14 protein-coding genes are annotated in these 17,053 nt (G+C 34.3%); 4 read left to right on the top strand and 10 right to left on the bottom strand.

Annotated elements, in window-relative coordinates:
- Positions 1–34: 34 nt before the first annotated feature.
- On the top strand, positions 35–1,747 hold the full coding sequence (ggt, locus tag V8G56_RS00150; RefSeq protein WP_395436406.1) for a gamma-glutamyltransferase: 1,713 nt from the start codon (positions 35–37) through the stop codon (positions 1,745–1,747).
- 100 nt (positions 1,748–1,847) lie between these two features.
- Here the strand turns inward: ggt and V8G56_RS00155 are convergent, their stop codons facing one another.
- Positions 1,848–2,786, bottom strand: coding sequence for a nicotinic acid mononucleotide adenyltransferase (locus V8G56_RS00155; RefSeq protein ID WP_395436407.1), 939 nt, complete (start codon positions 2,784–2,786; stop codon positions 1,848–1,850).
- 132 nt (positions 2,787–2,918) lie between these two features.
- Between V8G56_RS00155 and V8G56_RS00160 the strand changes: the two genes are divergently transcribed.
- The gene (locus V8G56_RS00160; RefSeq protein WP_395436408.1) at positions 2,919–3,920 is read left to right on the top strand and encodes an NAD(P)H-dependent glycerol-3-phosphate dehydrogenase; all 1,002 of its coding nucleotides are present in this window, start codon (positions 2,919–2,921) and stop codon (positions 3,918–3,920) included.
- A gap of 5 nt (positions 3,921–3,925) precedes the next feature.
- On the opposite strand, the gene V8G56_RS00165 is transcribed toward V8G56_RS00160, so the two are convergent.
- Together V8G56_RS00165 and V8G56_RS00170 are read right to left on the bottom strand one after the other, a co-directional pair.
- The gene (locus V8G56_RS00165) at positions 3,926–4,252 is read right to left on the bottom strand and encodes a cupin domain-containing protein (RefSeq protein ID WP_395436409.1); all 327 of its coding nucleotides are present in this window, start codon (positions 4,250–4,252) and stop codon (positions 3,926–3,928) included.
- Positions 4,253–4,279: 27 nt separating this feature from the next.
- The gene (locus V8G56_RS00170; RefSeq protein WP_395436410.1) at positions 4,280–4,675 is read right to left on the bottom strand and encodes a hypothetical protein; all 396 of its coding nucleotides are present in this window, start codon (positions 4,673–4,675) and stop codon (positions 4,280–4,282) included.
- A 157-nt stretch (positions 4,676–4,832) separates the two neighbouring features.
- On the opposite strand from V8G56_RS00170, the gene V8G56_RS00175 reads away from it, so the two are divergent.
- Together V8G56_RS00175 and V8G56_RS00180 are read left to right on the top strand one after the other, a co-directional pair.
- Entirely contained in the window at positions 4,833–7,379 is a 2,547-nt protein-coding gene (locus V8G56_RS00175) for a DUF2339 domain-containing protein (protein ID WP_395436411.1), read from the top strand.
- Positions 7,363–8,595, top strand: coding sequence for a DUF3999 family protein (locus V8G56_RS00180; protein WP_395436412.1), 1,233 nt, complete (start codon positions 7,363–7,365; stop codon positions 8,593–8,595). Before V8G56_RS00175 ends, V8G56_RS00180 begins: the two co-directional genes overlap by 17 nt.
- 151 nt (positions 8,596–8,746) lie before the next feature.
- On the opposite strand, the gene V8G56_RS00185 is transcribed toward V8G56_RS00180, so the two are convergent.
- From V8G56_RS00185 to V8G56_RS00215, 7 genes are all read right to left on the bottom strand, one after another.
- Positions 8,747–10,162 (bottom strand): efflux transporter outer membrane subunit, encoded by a 1,416-nt coding sequence (locus V8G56_RS00185; protein WP_395436413.1) that lies wholly within the window; start codon positions 10,160–10,162, stop codon positions 8,747–8,749.
- Between the two features lie 4 nt (positions 10,163–10,166).
- Complete coding sequence (locus tag V8G56_RS00190) at positions 10,167–13,310, bottom strand: efflux RND transporter permease subunit (protein ID WP_395436414.1); 3,144 nt, start codon at positions 13,308–13,310, stop codon at positions 10,167–10,169.
- Between the two features lie 11 nt (positions 13,311–13,321).
- Positions 13,322–14,452 (bottom strand): efflux RND transporter periplasmic adaptor subunit, encoded by a 1,131-nt coding sequence (locus tag V8G56_RS00195; protein WP_395436415.1) that lies wholly within the window; start codon positions 14,450–14,452, stop codon positions 13,322–13,324.
- Between the two features lie 9 nt (positions 14,453–14,461).
- Positions 14,462–14,962, bottom strand: coding sequence for a GbsR/MarR family transcriptional regulator (locus V8G56_RS00200; RefSeq protein ID WP_395436417.1), 501 nt, complete (start codon positions 14,960–14,962; stop codon positions 14,462–14,464).
- A 126-nt stretch (positions 14,963–15,088) separates the two neighbouring features.
- Positions 15,089–16,108: a phenylalanine--tRNA ligase subunit alpha gene (gene pheS / locus V8G56_RS00205; RefSeq protein ID WP_395436418.1), complete on the bottom strand. Its 1,020-nt coding sequence runs from the start codon at positions 16,106–16,108 to the stop codon at positions 15,089–15,091.
- A 95-nt stretch (positions 16,109–16,203) separates the two neighbouring features.
- A complete protein-coding gene (locus V8G56_RS00210; RefSeq protein ID WP_395436419.1) occupies positions 16,204–16,608 on the bottom strand; it encodes a lipocalin-like domain-containing protein in 405 nt (134 codons plus the stop codon).
- 64 nt (positions 16,609–16,672) lie between these two features.
- Positions 16,673–17,029: a hypothetical protein gene (locus V8G56_RS00215; RefSeq protein ID WP_395436420.1), complete on the bottom strand. Its 357-nt coding sequence runs from the start codon at positions 17,027–17,029 to the stop codon at positions 16,673–16,675.
- Positions 17,030–17,053 lie beyond the last annotated feature (24 nt).

A 17,053-nucleotide genomic window follows, 5' to 3' on the forward strand; every position in this document is an offset into this window, starting at 1 on the left:
AAATCCATTAATCGAAACATAATAAATAATTAATATGAGTTATATTAAAATTATTGCCTTTGTAAGTTTTTATGTAATAATATCGTGCCATGTCACAATAGCCCAGACATATTCTAGGAACGGCATGGTGGTATCAAGTAGCAAAGTCGCCTCCGAAGCAGGAATTCAAATTCTAAAAAAAGGAGGGAATGCTGTTGACGCTGCTGTAGCCACAGCTTTTGCATTGGCAGTTACCCATCCATCCGCTGGGAATATTGGAGGAGGTGGATTTTTGGTCTTTATGGATTCTTCTGGAATAACTACCACCATTGACTTTCGAGAAAAAGCGCCCCTGAAAGCATCTTCGGATATGTTTCTTGATGAATCCGGAAATCTCCCCAAAGGAATAAACCTTTACGGAAGTGAATCAACAATGAATCACATTGGTCTGAAGTCGGTTGGGGTACCTGGAACAGTAGCCGGTCTTTATCTGGCGCATCAAAAATACGGAAATCTATCATGGGCTGATTTGGTGCAACCTTCCATTGACTTAGCGAAAAATGGCTTTGAACTCACATGGAGCCTTTCAAGAGCTGCCGCTTTTTTTGATTCCAACTCCCAAATTCAATTTTTAAAAGATTATTTCAGAAAGGATAATGGGGAGCTAACACAATTCGGAGAGATTTGGAAACAACCTGAACTGGCCAATACATTATCAGAAATCAGGGATCATGGTCACGACGGTTTCTATAAAGGGAAAGTAGCAAAAGAGATTGCCCGTTTTATGAAGGAGAATGGCGGCATCATAACCAAAGAAGACCTTCAAAACTACACTGCTGTTGAAAGGAAACCTGTAAAAGGAAGCTATAAAGACTACGATATATACTCTATGCCTCCGCCAAGTTCAGGTGGAACAGCGCTTATTGAAATGATGAATCTCATGGAATTAGCAAACTTAGATGCGATTGAATTCAATTCTACTGAATATGTCCATTTATTAGCTGAAGTCATGAGAAGAGCTTTTGCTGATAGAGCAGAACATTTAGGAGACCCTGATTTTAATTTGGATACGCCGTTAAATAAATTGACCTCTAAAGGATTTGCGAAAAAGCGTTATGAAAATATTGATATGTCAAAAGCTTCAATAAGCGACCCTGCAAAATTTGGACAAATTTATGATGGAAGTAGCACGACTCACTTTTCTGTGGTTGATCAAAACGGGAATGCCGTGTCTTTGACTTACACTTTAGAACACAGTTATGGCTCAGGGATGGGTTCCAATGAGCTGGGTTTTATTTTTAATAATGAAATGGGGGACTTTAACCCCATGCCGAATAACACTTCTATTTCCGGTCTGATTGGGACAAGACCAAACATTATCGAACCTGAAAAAAGGATGCTTTCAAGTATGACGCCCACCATTATTGCTAAAGACGGCAAGCCTTTTCTTGTTATAGGAAGTCCTGGAGGGAGAACTATTATCAATACTGTTTTTCAGACCGTGCTAAATGTTTTGGGATATGGTATGCCCGTTGACAGAGCTATTGAGTCAATGAAAATTCATCATCAGTGGTTACCAGATGAACTATATTACGAAGAGTTACTATTATCTCCTGATACCAGAAAAGCACTTGAAGCGATGGGACATAAGTTAGTTCCCGAAAATGTATTGGGTGAATTGATGGGAATTCAATTTGATTCTGAAAATAAAATTATTATTGGTGCTTCTGATTCTTCAAGTTCAGATGGAGCAGCGGTAGGTTACTAAATATTTCTAACCAGGCCAATACTTTAACAAACCAAAAAAAACCGCCTAAAGCACATGGCTTTAAGCGGTTTCGAATTTAAATAACCAACCAAACTAATTTTTATCCACGAGTGTTCTCTCTTGGGTTTTCTATTTTATCTTTTCTTTCTTTACGTAACTTTTCAGTTGACGCCGTTTTATCTTTTGTATTTGATGTTTTTAAGTATTGAATATAACCTCTTCCAACAAATTCATACACTGTTTGTGACGCAGGATGATATAATTCAATCTTACCGTCATTTATAACGCTTAATTCAAAATATTCATTGTTGAAGTAATCATAATCTAATGTTAAAGTTTTTAGGTACATATTATTAGAAATATTTCCCACACCATATATACCTGTATAATCCCAAAATATATTTGAAATACTGGTTCCTGAGAAATCTTGAGAACTTCTAAATTCAGAATCATTTCCACCAGCTAAAAACTGTAAGAAGTTTTCATTATCAAATTCATTAAGCGCTCCAAATTGACTGGTATATGTTTTTTCCCAAGCTTGATACTCTTGCAGGAAATAATGAATATTATCATAAAACACAAAATCATAATCAAAAACACTACGTTGATAGCCCTTTAAAAAATAAGAAGTATCATTATTCGGGTTGTAAAGTTCTATGGTATTACTGTTTATTTGAAAGACGTCAAAAGTTTCAAAACCATCAATATCATGATACACATCTAAAATCATATTATGTGCATTATAATCTGCGACAGCAATTCCGAAGCCATTACCACTACTTCCTAGGCCAACTAAATTATTATTTGCAAACATAGTTCCGTTTCTAAATGAAAGGGTAAACGCTTTTTGCAAAAAGGGCGTTGTTCCATAACCTTTAGTTTGATTGATGTCTACATACCACAATTCATAAGACCCTAACAATTGGTTTAAGGATATGGCTGGTTCATCAATATAATCATCTACTATTACTTCTGTATAACAAGAAGTAAAAAGTGTGGTTGCCAAAGCAAAACTCAAAAGTAATTTTATGGTCTTCATAATCATTCTATTTTAGGATTTATACTTAGTGGTTTTCAAAACACGTGCCAAAAAAAAATCCAGATTAAACTTATGAGCCAAACAAACCTAAAATTTTACGTACTTTTGAAACTATAACCATTGAATTTAAGTATGAGTAATCAGCAAAAATATGCCGTTTTTGGTGCCGGAAGTTGGGCCACTGCTATAGTAAAAATGCTTTGTGAAAATCTTCCTGAAGTGGGCTGGTATATGCGCAGCGTTTATACCAAAGAGCATTTATTAAGAGAACAACATAACCCTAATTATTTAAGTTCTGTTGAATTTCATTTAGAGCAATTGAAATTAAGTAATGATATTAATGAAATGGCGGCTTATGCCGATGTTTTAATTTTTGTTATTCCGTCTGCTTTTATGCACAGCGAATTGGAAAAATTAACCGTTGATATTTCAGGTAAAACCATTGTATCTGCTGTAAAGGGTATTATGCCAGAATCCGGTTTACTGGTGGGCGAACATTTCAATCAAGTATATCATGTTCCTTTTGAAAATATAGCGGTTATTGCAGGCCCTTGCCATGCTGAAGAAGTTGCTCTGGAGCGTTTGTCTTACTTAACGATTTCTTGTGCAGATTCTAAAAAAGCTAAAGAGATCGCTAAAAACTTGTCCAGCGATTATATTAAAACCAAAATTAGTGATGATATCATTGGTACTGAATATGCGGTGATGCTTAAAAATATTTATGCTATTGCTGCAGGCATTGCACATGGTTTAGGTTATGGCGACAATTTTCAAAGTGTTCTTATGAGTAATGCCATACGTGAAATGAAGCGCTTTATTAAGAAAATGCACAAAATGAAACGCAACATTAATAATTCGGCCTACTTAGGTGATTTGCTGGTTACGGGATACTCTGTGTTTTCAAGAAACAGAATGTTTGGTAATATGATTGGTAAAGGCTATACCGTGAAATCTGCCCAAATGGAAATGAGTATGATTGCTGAAGGTTATTATGCTACAAAAAGCGCGCATTTACTCAACGAAAAAAATAAGAATAAAACAAAACTACCAATAATTGATGCGGTTTACGATATATTGTATGAAGGTAAAGACCCAAAAAAGACCTTTAAAAAACTGACTGAAATGCTTGATTAAGTCTTTTATCTTATCATTGTTAAAACCATTTTAAATTTTTCTACGGCTTTTAATGCGTGTGGAATATTTGCAGGCATAATAATGGTTTCATTTGCTTCAAGAATATTTGAAATGCCGTTAATAATAATATCAGCCTTACCATCAACTATATAAACAAGGGCGTCAAAAGGGGTGGTGTGTTCGCTTAATCCTTCTCCTTTATCAAAAGCAAACAAGGAAATGTTACCGTTTTCCTTTTTTAATATATGCTTACTCACAACAGCTTTTTCATTATAACTGATGCTATTATCAAAAGAAAAATTCACGCCTTTTTCAAATTCGTTACTAGCCATTTTATTAAGTTTTATTCTATATTAATGTTATTTATTAAATATACCTTTTTTATCCATTAATGGTATGGTTTTTAAGGCTTTTAAATTGATCGTGTTCTTTCTAAACAAGTAGTTTTTATCAAACATATTGTTAGCTTCAAAAAAAGTGACTTTAAATTCGTTGTTGAGTTGGAGCACATCTTCTTGCATGAGTTCGATTTTAGCAAAACTTTTTGCCGGAAGTTTGTCCAGTTTATGCCGCATTGTTGATGTTACTTTGGTTTCACTATACCCTTTTGAAAGAATTAAAACCATTTCTAAATCGACCTCTTTATCGTTAATAATATAAGCATTCCAGTCTTGAGTTTTATAAATATCATTGTACTCATTAACAATAGCTACATAAACGTTTTCTACCTTTGGAATATGGATGTCTCTTTTCACTTTAAACAAAATTATTAGTGCATCAAAAGTACTTATTTTCAATGATAATAACTCAAAAAGCCTTAAATTGAAAGGTTTTAAAACCTCAAATTAATATTACCTCTATTTTAACTTTTCTTACTAACCTTTGGTTTTCTTAATTTAATATCTGATTCTAATGGATACTCAAGAAAAAATAAATGATCTGCTTAAAAAGCTAGAACTTCTTTTACAAAAGCAAGAAGTGTTTTCAAAAGAAGTTGAAAGCATTAAAGAAGAATTAAAACAATTACAGTCTTCTGTTAAGCAAGCCCCTGAAAAACTAGAAAAACCTATTGAAAACTCAGAAACCAAAGAGATTCCTGAAAAAGTAATTGAATCCCCAAAACGATTTTTTAGAGATACTCAGCATCGTTTTATAGGCGGTGTTTGTGCAGGTATAGGTAATTACCTTGGCATAAACAGATTCCTTGTTCGTGTTTTGTGGATTTTACTGAGTATCTTCTTTGGAATAGGGTTTTTCTTATACCTCATCCTTTGGATAGCTGTTCCAAAAATTAAAACAGAAATAACCTATCAAAAAACTGTTCAAAAACCTTCAAACCTTCCTCCAAAAGAAATTAAAGAGACTGTTCCAAGGCCTGTTAAAAAACCACTTCAAATAAGTAATGAACTTGAAAAATTTATTGGAGAAAACCTTATTAATAAAATAGGTATTGCCATATTAATCATCGGTGTTGCAATTGGCGCTAAATATACTATTGACAATGATTTAATAAGCCCCCTAACACGCATAATTCTGGGGTATTTAGTAGGAATAGGGTTGTTTGGGCTGTCTATTAAACTAAAGCCAAAATATGAAAATTTCAGTGCGGTTTTAGTGAGCGGGTCTATGACTATTTTTTACTTTCTCACCTATGCTGCATACAGTTATTATGAGTTAATTCCTCAAGTATTAACTTTTATTTTGATGGTTATTTTTACCATTTTCACTGTGTTAGCAGCATTGCAATACAATAAACAAATTATTGCTCACATTGGTCTTGTAGGTGCCTATGCCGTCCCGTTTTTGTTGAGTGAAGACTCCGGCAACACCTTTGTTTTATTTAGTTATATAGCCATTATTAATATTGGTATTCTGATGTTGTCTTTTAAAAAATACTGGAAGCCTCTTTATTATGTGGCCTTTGTTTTAACCTGGTTGATTTATTTCTCATGGTTTGCATTTAGTTATCAAAAAAACGAAGATTTCGCTGCAGCATTACTATTTGCCAGCCTGTTTTTCGTCATTTTATATACCACGTTTTTGGCCTATAAACTTCTTAGAAAAGAAGCCTTTGAAACCTTAGATATTATTCTGTTATTGATTAACTCCTTTGTGTTTTACGGTTTTGGTTATGCCATTTTAAATGACCATGAAACTGGCAGTCAATTATTAGGATTCTTTACGCTTTGTAATGCCATTTTGCATTTTATTGTAAGTGTAGTTGTTTACAGACTAAAACTGGCAGACAAAAATTTATTCTATTTAGTTGCAGGCTTGGTTTTGGTGTTTATCACCATTGCTATTCCTGTTCAGTTAGATGGTAATTGGGTGACCTTGTTGTGGGTTGGTGAAGCGGCTCTGCTATTTTGGATTGGAAGAACAAAAAATATTTTGGTATATGAATACCTGTCTTACCCATTAATGGTTTTAGCTACTTTTAGTCTGTATCAGGATTGGTCAAATGTATATCCAAGCTTTTACCAGCATGGCAGCTTTAATACATTTACGCCGTTATTAAATATTCATTTTTTAAGTACCGTTTTATTTATTTCTGGATTTGGTTTTATCTATTATTTGTACAACAACAAATTATATGAAGCGGTTATGCAATCAAAAAAGGAGTTCAATAATTTGATTTCCATAATAATTCCTGCCATCCTTATTAGCACGGTTTACTTTGGTTTTTACTTTGAAATAGCGCATTATTTTCAAACGCTCTTCCAAGATTCAGAGGTAAGCTTAAGCAAATATGAGCATTATAATAATTATGATTTATTACATTTTAAAGATATCTGGTTACTTATTTATTCCATGGCATTTACAACTGTCCTTTCCATCATTAACATAAGGTTTATTAAAAATAAAACCTTGGGCAATGTCAATATCATACTCACTTGTTTGGTTGTTTTTGCATTTTTAACTTCAGGTTTATATATGCTCAGTGAATTAAGAGAAAGTTATCTTGATGAAAACCCTGCTGAATATTACCAAATAGGGGTTTTCCATATCATCATCCGTTATATTTCCTTTGTGTTTCTTGTCATCACCTTATTTGTGAGTTATAAATACATTCAAGAAACTTTTATGAAGTTTACCAACAAAGTCCTGTTTAGTATTTTATTCCACATAACCCTAGTATGGGTTTTAAGCAGTGAACTGATTAATGTGTTGGATTTATCCGGTTCTACACAATCTCATAAATTAGGCTTAAGTATTTTCTGGGGTTTATATTCTTTATTTTTAATTTCTTTAGGTATCTGGAAAAAGAAAAAGTATTTACGTATTGCTGCCATTGCGCTGTTTTCAATCACCTTAATAAAACTTTTCTTTTATGACATTTCACATCTAGGTACGCTGTCAAAAACCATTGTATTTGTATCTTTAGGTATCCTTTTATTGATCATTTCATTTTTATATAACAAATTTAAACACAGTATTTCAGATGACGTTGAAGATTAAACTTTTAACCTGTTTTTCTTTATTAATTTTTGCATTGTCTTTTGCGCAAATGCAAAAATATAGCTATCAGCGTGCATTGATTGGTGTTCAAGATCCCTGGCATAAATTAACCTTACCTGATGATATTTTTGAGAAGGTTTCACCAAGTTTATCAGACATTAGAGTTTATGGCATTACTACTAAAAATGATACGGTTGAAGCATCCTATGTATTAAAACTTAATGATGAAAAAGTTATTACAGACAACGTGCCTTTCAAAATATTGAATACCTCGCATAATGAAAAGGGGTATTATTTTACACTTGAAGTCCCTTCAAAAGCACCTATAAACAATTTGCAATTAGCTTTTAAGCAATTTAATTTTGACTGGCGTATTAATTTAGAAGGCAGTCACGATCAAAAAGAATGGTTTTCAATAGTAGAGGATTATAGAATATTGTCTATAAAAAATGCGGAAACATTTTATGAATATACCAGTCTGTCATTCCCAAATTCCAGCTATCGCTATTTTAGAATCCTGGTAAAAAGTGCCGAAAAATCAGAGTTAAAATCTGCCAAAGCCAGCTACAATACCATTAAAAATGGTGTTTTTAATGATTATACAATAAAACGTATGAACATAAAAGACAATAAAGCTGAAAAACGCACCGAAATTGATGTTGAACTTTTAAGATCTGTGCCTGTAAGTTTTGTCAAGGTGTATGTCAATGCTTCGTTTGACTATTATAGACCCATCACTATTCAATATATTTCTGATAGTTTGAAGACACCAAAAGGATATCTGTATAATTACAGAACCTTGACCGATGGCACCTTAACCTCTATTGAAAAAAACGAGTTTAAGTTTAATAACACCGTTGTTAAAAAAATAAAAATATCCATTCAAAATCAGGACAATCAGCCACTATCTATTAATAAGGTGGATGTAAAAGGCAATGTGTATGATTTAGATATTCGTTTTAATGAACCCGCAACTTATTATTTAACGTACGGAAATGCTTTGGCTTATAAACCCTATTATGATCTGGATCACTTTATAGCAAAAACCCCAGACACCATTACCAGTATTAACTTAGGAGAAGAAGAAGCTATTTCAAAAACGCCAAAAGAAACTACCTCGCCCTTATTTGAAAACAAACTTTGGTTATGGCTTATTATTATTGTGATTATAGTACTTCTTGGAGGATTCACTTTAAAAATGATACAAGTAAAATAACCTAAGTCAGGTGGCAACAAAAAAATTAACTTTGTCAGAAAAAAATGATAACTTCGTTTAACGTCTGATATAAAACATTAAAACGATTTCATATCATAATAGTTAAACGAAAAGAAGAAAAACATCAGGGAAAAGAACTTAAAAAACCCAATTACCTCCAACCCCCACCTAAGGCTTCATATAAATTAACTACGGTCAACAATTGCTGCAGTTTGCTTTCTATCACATTGAGTTCAGAATTTAAAACACTTTGTCTTACAATTAATAAATCCAGATAATTGGCAAATCCATTATTCAGTAATTCTTCCGAGTTGGTTTCTGCCGCTCGTAAAGCTTCAACTTCATTGAGTCGATAAGTATATTTTTCCGTTTCAGCCTTATAAGCATATAAGGCATTGGACACTTCATTGCCTGCTACTAGTAAAGTTTGTTTAAAATTTAATAAAGCCTGTTCTTGTTGGGCCTTGGCCACCTCATATTGGGTCTTAATTTTTCGCTGATTGAAAACAGGTTGTGTCAAGCCACTAACAAGTGTGGCAAAAAGAGAATTTACATTCAACAATTTATCAAGCTCAATACTCTGAAAACCCCCATTTGCAGTTAAAGTTAATGATGGATAAAAGTTGCTTCTTGCCACATTGGTCATTTCAAAATTTTGTACCAATTGGTATTCGGCGGCCATAACATCTGGTCTGTTGCTCAATAAAGTAGCTGGTACTCCCAATTTCATATCCGTATCAATTGTTTGTGTTTCAAGTATCCCTCTTTCTATATGTTGCGGTGTCATTCCAAGAAGAATGCTCAGCACATTTTCAGATTTAAAAATGGCTGTGGCAATATCTACTTTTAAGACTTTCGCATTGTTTAATTGGGCAATATTCTGGTCAACAGCAACCTGTGTTACCATACCAGCCTCTTTTAAGGCTTTAATGGTTTCCACGCTTTTTTCACGTGTACCAATGGTTTGTTCAGTAATGAGTAGTTGCTGGTCTAATGCCAGCAACTGATAATATGTTGTTGAAATACTTGAAATAAGATAGGTTTTTACCGCTTGATGGGCCGCTATGCTTTGTAAATAATTGGCCTGAGACGCTCTTTCATTGCTGCGTATTTTACCCCAAATATCTGCTTCCCAAGACAGATTGGCTGATAAATCAAACTGTTCTAGGGAGCCATCAAACACTTGACCAAATTGACCGTTTCCTGACAATTCTTGATGCGTTACTGAGGCATTGGCCTTAATACTTGGTAGATAGCCAACTTTCCCTTGTTTAAAGTAGGCTTCGGCAGCAGCTATTTGCTGAATGGCAATGCGAATGTCGATATTATTTTGAAGCCCTTCTTCAATATATTTTGTCAAAAAAGGATCGGTAAAAATGGTCTTCCAAGACACCTCAGCCATTGATAAACTATCGGCAGGCAATTGATCTGTTCTGTATAAATTTTGCGTTTCCTCAATCACTGGTCGTTGATAATCTTTTGCAACAAAACAACTTTGCAGTGTTATTGAGACAACTACCAAAACCACAACTTTATTCAACATGCTATTTTTTATAGATGAACTCATAATTTTAATCTTCTAGATTTTGAACAATAACCGGCGTTTTTCCAGTAATTTTTTCCTGTAACCATTGGAATAAAACAAACAACACTGGAATGACGAATATTCCTGAAATAGTTCCAATAAACAGACCTCCTACAGCACCCGTTCCTATTGAATTGTTACCTTCATGACCAACACCTTTGGTCAATACCAACGGCATCAACCCAAACACAAAAGCGAAGGAAGTCATTAAAATGGGGCGCAAACGCGCTTTAGCTCCATGTATGGCCGCATCCAGCAAAGTCTCACCCTGTCGTCGTCGTTGCACTGCAAATTCTACAATAAGAATCGCATTCTTTGCCAACAATCCAACAAGCATGATCAAAGCAATCTGAAAATAAATATTGTTTTCAAGACCCATCATTTTTGTACTAAAGTAAGCTCCGAAAATCCCAAGCGGAAGTGAACATATAACCGCAAATGGTAAAAAATAACTTTCATATTGTGCACAAAGCAAAAAGTAAACAAACAGGATGCTCAATATAAAAATAAAGGTTGTTTGATTTCCAGCTTTAATCTCTTCACGAGTTAACCCCGAATAATCAATAGTATAATTGCCAGGTAATTTTGCTACTTCCTCTTCAATAACCCTAATGGCATCACCGGAACTATATCCCGGATTTGTGCCTCCCGATAACTTTGTAGAATTGAACAAATTAAAGCGCGTGACCGATTGCGGACCATACACCCGTTTTAATGTCACAAACTGCGTGATTGGTGTCATCTCCCCGTTATCAGTTCTCACATACATGCTATTTAAGTCATCTATATTGGCACGATCTTCTGGTAACGCCTGCATATAGACACGGAATTGTTTTCCAAATCGTGCAAAATCTGAAGCATAAACACCCCCAATATAGCCTTGTAAAGTTGAAAATATACTATTTATTGAGACCCCTTTTTCTTTGGCCAAAGGCACATTAACTTCCATTTCATATTGTGGATAATTCGTGTTGAAAGACGATTGTGCATATTTAATTTCCGGGTGTTTCATTAAAGCTTGAATAAATTCTTTATTTACCTTATCCAGTTCAGTAAATTCGCCCCCAAAACGGTCCAACAAATTGACTTCAAAACCTCCAGAAAAACCAAATCCTGGAATACTTGGTGGGGTAAAAAAAATGATATTGGCCCCTTTAATAGTGGAAGCGATACCAAATAATTTACCTATAGTAGCGTCGCTTGACAGTGACGGATCCTTGCGTTCTGACAAATCCTTGAGTTTTATAAACGCCATTCCATAATTACTTCCAGCACCACTTATCAAACTTCTCCCTTGAATGAAACCCGCATCTTCAATGGCCGGAAGATCGCGCGATTTGTTATACAGTTCCTGCACTATTTCATTAGTTCTATCCAAAGAAGCTCCTACTGGTAATTCAATATTTGCAAGAATCATACTTCTATCTTCATTGGGGACAAAGCCGGTTGGTGTGGTTTTGGAAGCCCAAAAAATACCAACTACAGCTATCATTAATAAGAGTATTGGAATCCATTTTCTTTTGAAAAGGAATTTAAGGACGTTTTCATATTTACTTAGCGTAGCATTAAATCCAAGATTAAAAAGTGCATGAAAACGTTGTATCGGGTTTTTACTTTTTAATTCCTCTTCTTCATTATGAGATTTTAATAAGAGTGCGCATAACGCGGGGCTTAAGGTTAAAGCGTTAACTGCCGAAATAAGAATGGCAATTATTAGGGTAATCCCAAATTGCTTGTAGAACACCCCTGTCGACCCCTCTACAAACGTAACTGGAATAAATACCGCTACCATAACCAATGTAATAGATACAATGGCACCTGCTATTTCATGCATGGCGGTCAATGTTGCTTTTTTAGCATTTTTCTCACCGTGGTCTAATTTGGTGTGAACCGCTTCAACCACAACGATCGCATCATCAACCACAATTCCGATGGCTAAAACAAGAGCAAATAAAGTTAATAGGTTGATGGAATACCCAAACAAATTCAAGAAGAAAAAGGTTCCTATAATAGACACTGGAACTGCAATGGCCGGAATAAGCGTGGAACGTAAATCTTGTAAAAAAACAAAAACCACCAAAAACACCAGTAGGAATGCTTCTATTAAGGTAATTATAACCTTATCTATGGATGCTGTGAGAAATAAACTTGAATCCATTGGAATAGAAATTTTAATTCCTTTTGGCAAATTATTTGTAATACCGTCCAAAGAAACTTTAATGTTTTTAATAATTTCCTGAGCATTGGATCCCTTGGTTTGTAAAACGCCCATAAACACCGCCGGATGGCCAAAAGCCATAGCTCCTGAAGTATAAGATTGCGCATCAAGCTCTATGGAGGCCACATCATTTAAACGTAAAAACTGGCCATTACCCAACGCTTTTATAATGATATCTGAATATTGCTTTTCATTTTTAAAACGACCACCATACTTTAGCACATAGGTAAATGCCTCTCCAGAATTTTCTCCAAGAGATCCAGCAGCAGCTTCAATATTCTGTTCTCGTAATGCAGTTGTTATATCAGAAGGCATCAAGTTATATGCCGCTAATTTTTCGGGTTTTAACCAAATACGCATAGCGTAATCGTTTTGTTGAAATACATTAACATTGCCAACCCCGTTTATCCGTTGAATGGCAGGAATAACATTGATTTTTAAATAATTTTGAATAAAAGTGGCATCATAATCTTTGTTTTCTGAATAAAACCCAAATACCATTAAGAAACTTGTCTGTTGTTTCTGAGTGGTTACTCCTGTTTGCTTTACCTCTTGAGGCAACAAAGGATTTGCTCGGGATACCCTGTTTTGAACATTTACAGCGGCAACATCGGCGTCAACATCTTGATCAAAATAGACAGTTATACTTGCAGTTCCATTGTTCGCGGCTGTTGAAGTGATGTAAGTCATCCCTTCTACACCATTAATCTGTTCTTCAATAGGGATGATAACACTTTCTAATACGGTTTCAGCGCTGGCTCCAGGATAAGAGGCCGACACTTGTACCGTTGGTGGTGCTATGTCTGGATATTGTTCTATGGGTAACCCTGAAATACTTATAAATCCAAGCATTAATATGATAATGGAAATTACAGTGGAAAGTACTGGTCGTTCAATGAATGTCTTTAGCATAATGATCCGTTCTAGTTTTTAAATGCAGTTTTAATAGGCTTCATTATACTATCAAAAGGAATTTCCTGAGGTGTAATAACCATATCAGTTCGCAATTTTTCAGCACCTTTAGTAACAATTTTATCCCCTTCTTTAATACCAGATTCCACAACATATAAATTATCAATACTTGTTTTGACCTTAACTATTAAAGAGGATACTGTGTTATTTTCCCCCACTTTAAAAACCATGATGTTTCCTTGTTGCTCATAAGTGGCTTCCTGCGGAATCACTATGGCATTTTCATAAATAGTTGGAATGTTAATTTTCCCGCTATTACCATTCGTTAACAGCTCATTTGGATTATTAAAAATAGCTCTAAAATTTACTGTTCCGGTGTTTTGGTTTATTTGACCTGAACTTGTTTCAATTTTTCCCTTTTCAGAATAGGTGTTTCCATTCACAAGAATTAAACTAACTTCAGGAAAATTAGCAATCTTTTCATTTAAATTTTCTCCTTTTGTCTTTTGCAAAAAATCTAAATAATCCGCTTCATTCAAACTAAAAAAAGCATACACTTGTTTAATATCACTTACTGTAGTTAATGGTGTTGCATCACTGGGGCTAACTAAGGAACCTTCTCTAAAATTAATTGATCCCACATACCCGTCAACAGAGCTTTTTACCGTCGCATAATCAACATTTGCGACTATACTGTTATAATTAGCTTTAGCCTGCGCTAAATTAGCTTTAGCGGTTTCCAGCTGAACAGCGCTAATGATATTTTTTTCAACCAAAGGAATGAGTTTATCAACCTCAACTTGTGCCACATTGATACGAGCCTTAGCTGATCCGGCATCCTGACTTAATGATTGTGTTTCTAATTTAAATAAAGGCTGGCCTTTTGTAACTTTTTGACCCTCATCAACAAATACCTTTTGAATATACCCGGAAATTTTGGCTCTAACATGACTGTTTACAATCCCTTCAATATTTGTTGGATATTCTTGATAGCCGGTTATTGTTTTATGTGCAATTTGAGCAACAGGAAAGGTTGCCGGTGGCATTTGTGCTTGTTGATTGTCTTGCTTGTTTCCACAACTTGACAATAACACCATGGCAAAACATACTGTTATTATTGATTTTAGCTTGACTTTTTTCATTATGATGAGTTAGTTTTTATTTATATTATTGGTGATTTTTGTCTGTAATTCTTGAATGGATCTAGTGGCTTCATTTAAAAATTGGATATAATTATCATGAAATTCTAAATCAAATTTTTTTGTTTCATCAGAAATTTTTAGGTTTTCTTTTTCTTTATATTGCTTGATTTCAATATGCAGTTCTTTTTGGCTTGACCATGTATTTATCATATCATCAATACTTTGAAGTATCGCCTCCTGATTCATAATAAAATACTTTTTTCGATCTCCTGTTTTAGTGAAATACTCTATTTTCTTTAAGTCTTGTAAATGATTTAAGTGTGTAGATATGGTACTTTTACTGGCACCTAGGTTTGTTACCAAATCTTCAAAAGTGGTTCCTGCTTTTCCAGTCAGTATAATATAAGATAAAATCCGCGCCTCAACTGGTGCAAGTTGGTCCTTGCTTTCAATTAAAACTCCTAATTTTTCAACTAAGGCTTGCTTTTGCTTACATAACTCATTATTCATAACCAATAAATTTGAATACAAATATAATTTAGGTTCGTTTTTATCCGAACCAATCGAAATTACAAAAAAATGTTAAATAAAAAAAGCCGACATATATCGGCTTAAATTATTATAAAATATGGCTTTCTATAAAGCAGATTTAAACTGCTCTAAAAAACGCACGTCGTTTTCACTTAAGAGTCTTATATCGCTAATCTGATGAAGTAATAAGGCTATACGGTCTATACCCATACCAAAAGCAAATCCGGAATATTCTTTAGAATCTATACCACAGTTTTCAAGTACATTAGGGTCTACCATACCACAACCCATAATCTCTAACCAACCGGTTCCTTTGGTCATTTTATAATCGGTTTCAGTCTCCAATCCCCAATACACATCTACCTCAGCACTTGGTTCAGTAAATGGAAAATAAGAAGGACGTAAGCGTATTTTAGACTTTCCAAACATTTCTGTGGTAAAGTATTGTAGTGTTTGCTTTAAGTCTGCAAAACTCACATCTTTATCTATATACAAGCCTTCTACCTGATGGAAAAAACAATGAGAACGTGCGGAAATAGCTTCGTTTCTAAACACGCGCCCTGGTGAAATGGTTCTAATAGGTGGTTTGTTGTTTTCCATATAACGCACCTGCACCGAACTGGTATGCGTACGCAACAAAATATCAGGATTAGTTTGAATAAAAAACGTATCCTGCATATCGCGTGCCGGATGGTATTCCGGTAAGTTTAAGGCTGTAAAATTGTGCCAGTCATCTTCCATTTCCGGGCCTTCACTCACGTTAAATCCAATACGTGAAAAGATATCAATAATTTGGTTTTTTACAATAGAAATAGGATGACGTGCGCCAATTTGAAGGGGTTCTCCTGGTCTTGATAAATCACCATAAACACCTTTAACTTCTTCCTTGCTTTCAAGCTCTTCCTTTAAAGCGGCTACTTTATCTTCAGCGGTTTTTTTAAGTTTGTTTATAACCTGACCAAACTCCTTTTTCTGGTCATTCGCCACATTTTTAAACTCTGCAAAATAGTCGTTTAATAGTCCTTTTTTACCTAAATATTTTATACGGAATACTTCAATCTCTTCTTTTGACTGTGCTTTAAATGCCTCAGCCTCTGCAATAAGTTCCTTTATCTTCTCTATCATGATATCAATTCAAAATGATGGCAAATTTAATGATTTTTTTAAACAAAAAACTCCTTCATTTCAGAAGGAGTTAATATTTCTAATTAAAAAAATAACTATTTTCTAACATATACATCAATATACTCCACATCTATATCCGTTGTAATTATCGTATAAGTATTACCATCAAATGTAATTGCCTGTTCAATGGATTGCCCAAAAATAGTGGCAGTATAAATTCCATTACCGGAGTTTACCCATGTACCTGAAATTGACCCATCCTCAACACAAGGCCCATCAAAGTCATCATAAAACGTCATGGTAAACGTACCATTCGCATTAAAAACCTGTGTTTCTTGCTTTTCACAATCGGTTAAAGGAACTTCAACACCATCTTCAAAGGCACTAAAATAGGTCCATGTTCCAATCAATAAATCCTGCGATGGATCATTGTTATCATCTTTACTACATGAAGTAAAAGCAATGGCAACTAGACTTAATACTAAAATTAATTTTTTCAAAATTGTTGGTTTTTTTTAAGTTAGCCGCGAATGTAAGAATTTTATTCCGAGTATGTCTGTTTATTTAAAATATATACTCTGTTTCTAAAAAGTAATTTACTATGGCTTCTTTCATCAGCACACTTTGTTCGCCTGCCTTTAAGTGCGGTAAGGTTTCAATTGTTTTATAATGTGGCCAGCCTTCATCATCTACAAAATCGAGCTCATAATAGCCATAAGGCAATAAAAGCTTACAGATAGCTATGTGCATTAAGTCTAGTTTTTGTTCTTTTTTAAATGGGCGGTCCAACTGCCCAAGTTCTTGTACCCCAATTAAATAAATAATGGCATCAAGATCTAAAGTGTCTCCATCTGCAAATTGATTAGATAACTTTTTAGTTACTAATTCCCAACGTTGTTTTAAAAGTTCGTCTCTTGACATAATGTTTTTTTAAAGTTGCAAAGT

Origin of the sequence: Gaetbulibacter aquiaggeris (genome assembly GCF_044003965.1) — a bacterium.
GTDB lineage: Bacteria > Bacteroidota > Bacteroidia > Flavobacteriales > Flavobacteriaceae > Yeosuana > Yeosuana aquiaggeris.

Excerpts from the sequence above, each read along its gene's own strand:
- V8G56_RS00155 (WP_395436407.1), bottom strand. The coding sequence starts at position 2,786 with ATGAAGACCATAAAATTACTTTTGAGTTTTGCTTTGGCAACCACACTT.
- V8G56_RS00160 (WP_395436408.1), top strand. The coding sequence starts at position 2,919 with ATGAGTAATCAGCAAAAATATGCCGTTTTTGGTGCCGGAAGTTGGGCC.
- V8G56_RS00165 (WP_395436409.1), bottom strand. The coding sequence starts at position 4,252 with ATGGCTAGTAACGAATTTGAAAAAGGCGTGAATTTTTCTTTTGATAAT.
- ggt (WP_395436406.1), top strand. The coding sequence starts at position 35 with ATGAGTTATATTAAAATTATTGCCTTTGTAAGTTTTTATGTAATAATA.
- pheS (WP_395436418.1), bottom strand. The coding sequence starts at position 16,108 with ATGATAGAGAAGATAAAGGAACTTATTGCAGAGGCTGAGGCATTTAAA.
- V8G56_RS00190 (WP_395436414.1), bottom strand. The coding sequence starts at position 13,310 with ATGCTAAAGACATTCATTGAACGACCAGTACTTTCCACTGTAATTTCC.
- V8G56_RS00215 (WP_395436420.1), bottom strand. The coding sequence starts at position 17,029 with ATGTCAAGAGACGAACTTTTAAAACAACGTTGGGAATTAGTAACTAAA.
- V8G56_RS00200 (WP_395436417.1), bottom strand. The coding sequence starts at position 14,962 with ATGAATAATGAGTTATGTAAGCAAAAGCAAGCCTTAGTTGAAAAATTA.
- V8G56_RS00175 (WP_395436411.1), top strand. The coding sequence starts at position 4,833 with ATGGATACTCAAGAAAAAATAAATGATCTGCTTAAAAAGCTAGAACTT.
- V8G56_RS00180 (WP_395436412.1), top strand. The coding sequence starts at position 7,363 with ATGACGTTGAAGATTAAACTTTTAACCTGTTTTTCTTTATTAATTTTT.
- V8G56_RS00185 (WP_395436413.1), bottom strand. The coding sequence starts at position 10,162 with ATGAGTTCATCTATAAAAAATAGCATGTTGAATAAAGTTGTGGTTTTG.
- V8G56_RS00195 (WP_395436415.1), bottom strand. The coding sequence starts at position 14,452 with ATGAAAAAAGTCAAGCTAAAATCAATAATAACAGTATGTTTTGCCATG.